General features: G+C 43.6%; 5 protein-coding genes. All 5 read left to right on the top strand.

From position 1 onward, the window contains the following. The coding region (locus ACTBZY_RS15695) for a hypothetical protein (protein ID WP_463047291.1) at nt 1-189 on the top strand (189 nt) is incomplete at its 5' end. Nucleotides 190-279: 90 nt separating this feature from the next. Then, entirely contained in the window at nt 280-711 is a 432-nt protein-coding gene (locus tag ACTBZY_RS15690) for a hypothetical protein (RefSeq protein WP_463047290.1), read from the top strand. After that, nucleotides 698-3,973: a hypothetical protein gene (locus ACTBZY_RS15685; RefSeq protein ID WP_463047289.1), complete on the top strand. Its 3,276-nt coding sequence runs from the start codon at nt 698-700 to the stop codon at nt 3,971-3,973. Before ACTBZY_RS15690 ends, ACTBZY_RS15685 begins: the two co-directional genes overlap by 14 nt. After that, nucleotides 3,966-5,015 (top strand): hypothetical protein, encoded by a 1,050-nt coding sequence (locus ACTBZY_RS15680; RefSeq protein ID WP_463047288.1) that lies wholly within the window; start codon nt 3,966-3,968, stop codon nt 5,013-5,015. The genes ACTBZY_RS15685 and ACTBZY_RS15680 overlap by 8 nt, the downstream gene beginning before the upstream one ends. Then, the gene (locus ACTBZY_RS15675) at nt 5,015-6,958 is read left to right on the top strand and encodes a hypothetical protein (protein ID WP_463047287.1); all 1,944 of its coding nucleotides are present in this window, start codon (nt 5,015-5,017) and stop codon (nt 6,956-6,958) included. Before ACTBZY_RS15680 ends, ACTBZY_RS15675 begins: the two co-directional genes overlap by 1 nt. Nucleotides 6,959-6,991: the final 33 nt, after the last annotated feature.

The following is a 6,991-nucleotide window of genomic DNA, read 5'->3' as shown; positions in this document are numbered from 1 at the left end:
TGTTTTAGCCTTGCGTCTTCTATAGATAGCTATAACTCATACCCTTATGTAGACGAGGCTACAAGTAGTAGAATATCTGCAAACATAAGAGTGTTTGGCAACACAGTCCACCCAGAAGCCGTTGGCTATTATCAATTGGCTGACGCTTATTACCGTCAAATTCGGGCGTTTTTGAGTGGGGTGATTTAATATACAAATAATTTAAACCAAAAAAAGCCCATCACCCGATGGGCTTTTTTTTGTCCTTTCCGCTTCGATTTTATCCTTGCAAATTCGAATATGGCGAAGGGTGCATATCAGCAAGAACTGGCTACGGAAGTGGTTTATGACTGGGTGGAGTCTACTGAAAAGATAGTAGGCTCTATTATGAAAAAGAGAAAGGTGGTTTTCTCTGAAACTGGCAGGCGTAACATTATCATAAAACTGTATGAACGCTCTGAAGGCCTAATAAATCTTGATTTTTTCTACCGTGACAGCCTCCGATTTACAGACATGGGTGCTGGCCGTGGCTACAACAAAGGCGTTAGGATTACTCATAAAGACTACATGAGCGAAATGAGAAGCAAGCGAACCCGTAAACGAATACTTATGAAGCCAATATTTGGCCGCCTCTCTGCACTAATGGAGGTTGTATCTGCTGAGCTAATAGCGATGGCAGAAATGGATTTTGAAGGAACTTTAACTCTTGCACATATTCATGGCAAAGCGTAACAGAATAGACAAAAAACAACTCCAAATACTTATTGACACCTCACAGGGTGTGGACCAATTAGGTTATTTGCAGGAGCAGTATAAACGCCTTACGCAGGAAGTTAAAACTACTGAAAGTGCTATGACTGCCCGTGCTTTGGAACGTCAAATGACGGTTTTGAAGGATAAAATTCAAGACGTAAGGGAAGAGCTGGGTCTGGAAGGTATGACCGTGAACCAGCTGAGGCAGTACTACAGGGAACTTAACCGAGAGGCCAACAGCTCCAGCGGCAAGACTAGGGAGAAGTTTAAAAGCGATGCCGTGGCTGTGAATAACCAGATAGACCTCATGAATGAGGGTACTGACAGGCGAACGAGGCAAGAAAAGAAGCTGAACGATGAGCTGCAGAAATCTCTGAAGGTAAATAAACTCACTAGCCTGAGCCTGGACCAACTTAAGCTGCATCATAGAAACCTAACTACTCAGATTCAGCAGTCTGCCAATTTTGAATCTAAGGCCAACAGGCAGCGAATACAGGATGCACAGAAGGTGCAGCATCTAATAACGGCACGCCAAAACGCAGTAAGTGGTGCTGGAGGCTTATTAGGGCAGATAAAAAGTTCTTTTCCTGCAGCAGTAGCTGGAGCCTTTGGAGGCTTAACGGTTGGGATTTTTGATCAGGCTCTTCAGCAATTAAAAAGACTGGCCGATGATGGTCTAGATTATATCCTGAAAAAAGGAAGGGCTGTTTCTGAGATTCAGAATATTCTATTAATAGGCAGAGAGGATGCTAAAGGTGTTTTTGAAAATCTCTCTAAAATAAATACCGAAACTACCCGAGATAAGCTGAAGGAATTGGTGCTGGTGGCGGGAGATTTGAACGTAGCAACCAAGGATGTTCAAGCTTTTGTGACCGCTGCTGATAAACTTGAGGTGGTATTTGCCCGTGATTTTGAAGGCATCGGTGTGGCATCTACCGAGCTGGCAAAGCTGAAAGATACTTTTAAAGAAACTAGGGATATAGGCATAGAAGAGTCTTTTGACCGTATAGGCTCTGCTCTGAAAGTACTGAACGATGAAGGCCCGGCTACCACCAGAGGGATGGCCGAATTTGTGGCTAGGATAGGCCAGCTGCCAGATGCTTTTAAGCCTGCCATAACGGATGCGGCTGCACTGGCGGCGGTTTTTGAGGAAGCTAATATTTCTGCTCAGATTTCTTCTGGTGGTATTACCAACGTGCTTCTTACAGCCTCCAAGTATGGGCAGGAATTTGGCAGTATGTTCGGCATGGCCAAAGATGAATTTTTGACGTGGATGAGCCATGACCCGATTGGTTTTTTGACGCGTTTTGCCAAAGGCCTTAAAGAAATGGACGAGAGCCAGATAGGTGAGGTTTTTAAAACGCTTCATATAGAAAGCCAAGAGTCTGTGAAAACACTGGGTACGCTCTCCAATAACCTAGACAAGTTTTACAATAAGCAAAGCGTGGCTGCTGCTGCATTTAAAGATGCTAGCAGGATAAGTGAGATTTTTGAGGTTTTCAATAATGACGAAAAGGGTACTGTAGAGCGAGCTAAGAAGAAAATAGGCTTGTTTTTTAGAGGCATATCTGAAGCCATGGGTACGGCCATGGAAAACATGATAATAACCTTTGCGGGTGGCATAGGAGAAATTAACAAGAAAACGGATGAGCAAATAGCCATTTTGGAGGAAAAGGCTAAACGCTACAGCGTTACGCAGGGTGTTATTAAAGTAGAAGCCCTAGGCGGTGATGCTTTTAAAAATTATGGTGCTGGGTTAATAAACGGTGGACTGCCCGTAAAAGAGGAGAAACCCTTTACACTGCCAACCGCAAAAGGCAGCGGCTCTGCAGATAAAACTAAAGCTGAGGCAGAGGCCAAAAGGTTAAAGGATTTGGCTGAAGCCAGGGTAGAAAATGAGGCTCGTGTGCTTCAGGAAATCTACAGAATGAACATAGAAGCCATCAAAGATGAGGCCACTCAAAAGAAGGCTCTCATTCTGAATGATTTTGAGAACGAGGCAGAATCTAGACGAAAGCTGATATCTGAGAAAAAAATCACGTTGGCAGACTACAATACCTGGCATATAGCTGCAACTGCAGATGCAGAAAGGAAAGTGGCTGAAGCAACCAAGGTTATTACTGCAGAAAAAGCAAAAGCCAAAACGGAGCTGGAAAATAAAGCCCGGTTAATGACCTTAGAAACTGCTCTGCAGATAGCGGAAGATAGTGAGGACAGGCAATCTATTTTGGCTGCCCAGATGGTGCTTAGGCGGGCTCAGTTTGAGGTAGATATAGAATCTGCTAAAGCTGAGGAAAAACAGGCTGTTTATGAAAGATACTTGGCAGATATAGCCAGACTGGATAAGAACTATAAAGATGTAAGTAAAAAAGAGCAAAAAGAGTCTGACGACTGGTGGTATAAATACTACGAAGAGGAAGGTGAAAAAATTAAGAAAAAGCGAGAAAATGAGGAAGAAGCTTTTAAGGATGTTAAGATAAGTGTAGCCAAGAGTACGGAAGCTGCCATTTTTGGGATAATATCTAACCGCCTAGAAAGTGAATATAATGAAAAACAGGCTAAGGCTAACAAGGAGCTAGAAGCCTTAGAAAGGCAACGTGCTCAGGGGCTTATTACAGAAAATGCTTATACCGCAGCCAAAGCGGCCATGGAGAAAAAGCATGACCGAGAGCTGGCCGCCATTAAGAAACGGCAGGCGATAGCTGATAGAACTGCAGCTCTTATCCAGATAGCCATTAACACGGCTGTGGCAGCTTCTAAAGCTGCTGCACAAACAGGCGTGGGAGCGGCTCTAGCGGTTCCGCTCATCATAGCGGGTGGAGCTGTGCAAGCTGCCATGGTTATTTCTCAGCCTATTCCTAGCTACTACTACGGAGGTAATACGGGCTCTGAAATGGGTAAAATGGATAAACTGGGTGGCAAGCTGGCTGTGGTACACCCTAACGAAGAAATTATTACGTCTGCTGTGACTCAAACCCCTGCATTTATGGCACTGAAACCGATGATAGACAGTATAGGGGGAAGCTCTGCTGTAAATCATTCTCAGACCCCACAGGCTGGCACGCAAAAGGATTTTGGAGAACTGCCTTCGGTGATTTCTAAGCTAGATAAGACTATGAATAATTTAGGTTATGATCTTAAAAACTTGAAGGTGTATTTAGGCGGAACGGCATTAGAAGAACTTACGGAGTTCCTGAAGGAATTTGATAATCAACAAAAAGAATCTTTAATAGATGGATAGAATTAATTTTCTTTTAGGCAATAACCGCTCTGATGTGACCCATAATGGCGGAGACACTACCAAAGACCTGCAGGCTGAAGTGATACTGGGAGGTGAAAAACTGGCAGATATTTCTGCAGTGTATCATCCTACCTTGAATTTTGTATTCTATGATATTCAGGATTTGTTCCCGGAATTTAATTATCCTTTACCAGAATTTCCGGGGTGGGTGCAAAGTAATGTGGATGCTCTTAGGAAGCTGGATTTTGTGTATACGCAGACTTCTGGCTACAAGGTTACGCAGACAGACTATGTGCTACTTAATGCAGGGAGGTCTAGCTATATAGAGCGAGGGAAGCCTTATAGTTTAAGAAAGCCCGTGCCGTTTTTAACCAATCAACCCAATTTTAAGAAAATAACGCCGTTTTCTCAGGAATGGCTGTTTTTGCCGCTGAATTTTGGTGCAAGTAAACCTTCTCAACTGAACTTAAAAGCTACAGCTGTGGGGCCAACTGGCGAACTAACAGTGGTGGTGCTTCATACGGTTACGGCTCTGGCCAACTTTACGGTTTTGGGCATAGATGCCAGCCCGTATAAGGTTATGCCAGCATTACCAGCTGATACCGTAGGTTATTATTTTCAGGTTTATGATCAGCTGGATGAGGTGGTTTCTGAAGCCAGGTACTACCATGCCATCCCAGACCATGAAGAGGACTTTACGCTGGTGTTTAGGAACAGCCTGGGCACGTGGGATACATTAACCCTGCAGGGAAATCAGCAACGAAAAATAAGCATAGAAAGAAGTACGGTGGCGGTACGTGAAAAGACGACTATAGCCAACACCATGACGAGAAGAAGCGTGCAATTAAGGGCTTCTGGCTTAGATGTGAGATGGCAGGTATATATGCAGGAGCTGGTGATGAGCAGAGAGGTGTATTTGATAGAAAACGGCTATCATAGTCTTATACCGGAAGATGAGCAGCTGGATTATCTGGACAGTGCCAACTATACCGAAAATATGGAGTTTGGTTTTAAGTTTTCTAACGAAGAGGGTTCTTACTAATGCGATTACTAATAGACGACACCGAAATAGGCTTAAGCCCTGGGCAGGAAATTACCATACAGGAAAACAGCCCTATAACGAACTTAAAGCAGCAAGGCGACAAGGCTTTTGCTTTTGCGGTACCTCAGTCGCCACTTTTAAAGGCAAAGTTTCCTAGCCGAATGCATAAGCAAGGTAGGGCATCTACAGAAAGTATTAGGGCTAAAATAGCCACAGGACCTTATGTGCTTTTAGAGGGGGATTTGCAGCTGAAGCGGCAAAACAAACTGGCTGCAGAAATGAGTATGACGGTGCCACCGGGTGGTATTCCTTCTAAATTTTGGAACAAGAAATTGACCGAAATTGATTTTACATCTTACGAACTTCCTACTGAAAAGATTTTTGACCCTATTTATGCTCTAAAAAATACTGATTTGGGATTGTCATCAGCAACCGGAACGGAGGTGGCTTTTGGGAGTTATTATCTGGCGAATGCTACCATTTTTAGGATTAAGCTGGGAAATCAGCAGGTATTTGAGCATGTTTTTATGCTATCTGGCTTGGGTTTTGACACCAGAAGGGCAACGGCGATTGCGGATTTGACGGCCGCTTTAACGGAATATAATGAGAGTCCGGTAATAGCTTCTTCTGAAATTTACGCTACCGAAACCGAAGTGACTTGTATTTTTCCGAATACCAACAGTGAGCTGTTTATAGAAATCTACTATAATACTGTGCTTATAGGTGCTGGTGGGCTTCCTTTTACTATAAAGTGGAATCTTAAGAAAATAAGCCATGACTCTGCGGTGGGTCACCTGCAGGTGCAAGGCAGCCGAAACACAGCGGCAGAGGGAGCTGTGGACTATTTGTTTTTCCCAAGCATTTTTGCTCCTAAATACTATGCAGAAAAAGCGGATAGTTATAACGGCACAGTGAACAGCAGAGATGGCGGTAACCTGAACACTAACAACTATGCTGCACGTACAAACTACCCCCTGACCCCCGCATTTAGGTGGCTGTATCTGATAGATTTGCTTCTTCAGAAACACAACTATACCAGGATAGGGAACTGGGACAGCTGGGCAAACCTAAGCCTGATGGCCATGCGGGATTTTGCGAGGCAACATCCGGAAACGACATTTCCATTTAATGTATATCCTACAAAAATGGTGGTGCAGGACTATCTGCCAGACTGGACTGTAGCGGAGTTTTTTGATCAATTTATGATTTGGACGGGTAGTTTGCTTATTTGGGATATTGGCAAGCGTGAGCTGAGTATTAAAACTTTTCCTGCTATTCTTTCTGAGCCTCCGTTTCTGCTGCCGGACATGGAGTTTGTGGATGAGGAATTTACGGATATGAAACAGTATGCCATAGATTATACTACCACTATAGAAGATGAGCTGCTTAGTGATGAGATTAAGGCGTTTTTTGGCATAACTGAGCATGATGATGACATTACGGTGATTTCTGTTAAGGGTCTGCCCTTTGCGAAGCTTCCTGCTGATTTTAATAGGCGTGATACTGCTTATAATCCAATTCCTAAAGACAGGGCCAATGGAACTTGGGTGGGCACCACGCCTACCCCTGTGGCTGGAAATGCTGAGAAACTTTTTTCTATGGATAAGTGCCGCTCTATTCTTTATGAACTTACGGAGGCTACTCCACTGCCTAGGGTGCTGTATTTAGACGGGCAAACGGCTGCGAATGATGATGTTTATTCTCTCTCTAGAACTTCTGAGGTGAGCATGATAGATAAGCTAACCATGCCGCTGGTTAACGCTCAAACGGGCAGAATTTTAAAAGTAAAGGGTTATATGGCTGTGCTGTATCTGGTAGCCCTCAATTTTGGCAGCACTATTTACTATATGGGTAGCCGCTATCTGTTATCTAAAAAGCAACCTACACTGAAGCTTAACAGAAAAAGGCACGAAGTTATTCTGGAATTAGAAAAGCTGGAATAAGCCAATAGTATCTCTATATTTGTAATGCAAAAC

The sequence above is a fragment of the Arcticibacterium sp. genome (assembly GCF_055134445.1).
Note: the sequence above shows the minus strand (reverse complement) of the source record. Positions and strands in the feature narration are given on the sequence as shown.